This window comes from Pseudoduganella sp. RAF53_2 (assembly GCF_052113985.1).
Lineage (GTDB): Bacteria > Pseudomonadota > Gammaproteobacteria > Burkholderiales > Burkholderiaceae_D > Rugamonas.
This window is the reverse complement of record NZ_JBFRDW010000966.1, coordinates 1-1,493: the sequence shown is the minus strand read 5'-3', so window position 1 is coordinate 1,493 and position 1,493 is coordinate 1. Positions and strand designations below refer to the sequence as shown.

At 58.1% G+C, this 1,493-nt stretch carries 3 protein-coding genes; all 3 read left to right on the top strand.

Translation table 11 applies throughout. The annotated features are described in order from the left end of the window. The coding region (locus AB4Z11_RS31480; protein ID WP_442030077.1) for a LuxR C-terminal-related transcriptional regulator at nt 1-393 on the top strand (393 nt) is incomplete at its 5' end. Between the two features lie 31 nt (nt 394-424). Continuing rightward, nucleotides 425-847 (top strand): hypothetical protein, encoded by a 423-nt coding sequence (locus AB4Z11_RS31475; protein ID WP_442030075.1) that lies wholly within the window; start codon nt 425-427, stop codon nt 845-847. 314 nt (nt 848-1,161) lie between these two features. Next, nucleotides 1,162-1,493 (top strand): hypothetical protein (locus tag AB4Z11_RS31470; RefSeq protein ID WP_442030073.1); only part of this gene is annotated, 332 nt, incomplete at its 3' end.

The window sequence follows — 1,493 nt, the reverse complement described above, 5'->3', positions numbered from 1 at the left end:
CTCCTGCACGGCACGGAAAAACTGGCGGGTGGCGCGACCTTCTTTGCCTTGTTCGGCATGCCGCAACGCCCGCACGCGCGCCACGCCTACTTCCTGGAATTGCTGCTGCCGCAACTGCACCTGGCCATGCTGAGGATCGGACAGGGGAGTGGTGCGGCGCCTGCGCGGGGGGAGAATGCCCGTCCTGTCAGCCGGCGTGAAATGGAAATCCTGCACTGGGTACGCGAAGGTAAAAGCAATGATGAAGTCGGACAGATCCTTGGTATCAGCGGACTGACCGTGAAGAACCACTTACAGCGCATCTACAAAACGCTTGGCGTCCGCAACCGCACGCAGGCCGTTGCGCGCGGCACGGCGTTGCGCCTGCTCGACGCTACACATCCGCACGCTTGACGGCACGCCGCCGCAGGCCGATGATGGGCTCATGCGACTTCCACTCATCCTCGCACTGACTGCCGCCGGAGCCTTGCTGGGCCTGGCGATTACGGCGTGCGCCAACGGACCTGCCACGATGCCGTCTAAAGATGAAAGCGCCGAGAGCCTGATGCAAAAGCTGCGCGCGCTGGAAGCTTCATCCACCTGCAAGGCGGCTGCCGACTGCCACGCGCTGCCGGTCGGCGAGCGCATGTGCGGCGGCCCGTCCGCCTGGCTGGCCATGTCCGGTGCAAATTTGCCCGAGGCGAAGCAGTTGGCGGAACGTTTCACTGCCTTGCGCAAGATCGCCAATCAAAAAGCCGCCGCCGAAGGCGTGGCGGGCACCTGCGAATACCTTCCTGAACCTGCGGTCGGCTGTGTGAATGGCTACTGCCGCATCCTCCCCACCGGCCCCGGCGGCCGCGTCGATTAAGTCGTTTTTCCTCTTAAACGCAGGCGTCTGCCTGCGCTATTTGTCATATTTCAGTCATAAAATTGTCGGTTTTCTTTACAGTTTGATTACATTGCAAAAGTGATGTGGTAACAACTTACTGATTTTTTTGAAAATATTTCATAGGCACGGTTAATGCTTAGACAACTCGACCGTCGGTAATGGGAGTGGCCGGCAGGTAAGTTGGTAGGCAGCAACTTCATCCAAAAGGTGGGGCTGCTCGATTTAACGAGTTCAACTATCCAGGGGATTCCGTGGCTAAAATTTCTTATAAAGCACCAAGTGCAAGCAAGATCGTGAAGCACCTCATTTGTGCGGCAGCGCTGGCTGCTGGCAGCATGGCACAGGCAGGTGTACTCAATTTCAATAATTCCGACCCGAACCTCATGTTCGACAACAGCTATAACGAGGACGGCGCGTATTGGTACCAGACTTTCAGCGGCAGCCCTGGCGGCCTTGCCGGCGCGATCGTCGATGGTAGCGATTTAGGTTCTTGCACCAGCCCGATCGTTTGCCCGGGCAACAATAACAGCAAATATTTCGCTAGCGTGGATGACGGCTTCATGGTCTTCGGCCTGAAGAGCGGCGCGGCCTTCAAACTGGGTAGCATGGCAGCCAGCCTGGTTGG

Coding starts and splice junctions, on each gene's coding strand:
- AB4Z11_RS31475 (WP_442030075.1), top strand. CDS start 425: ATGCGACTTCCACTCATCCTCGCACTGACTGCCGCCGGAGCCTTGCTG.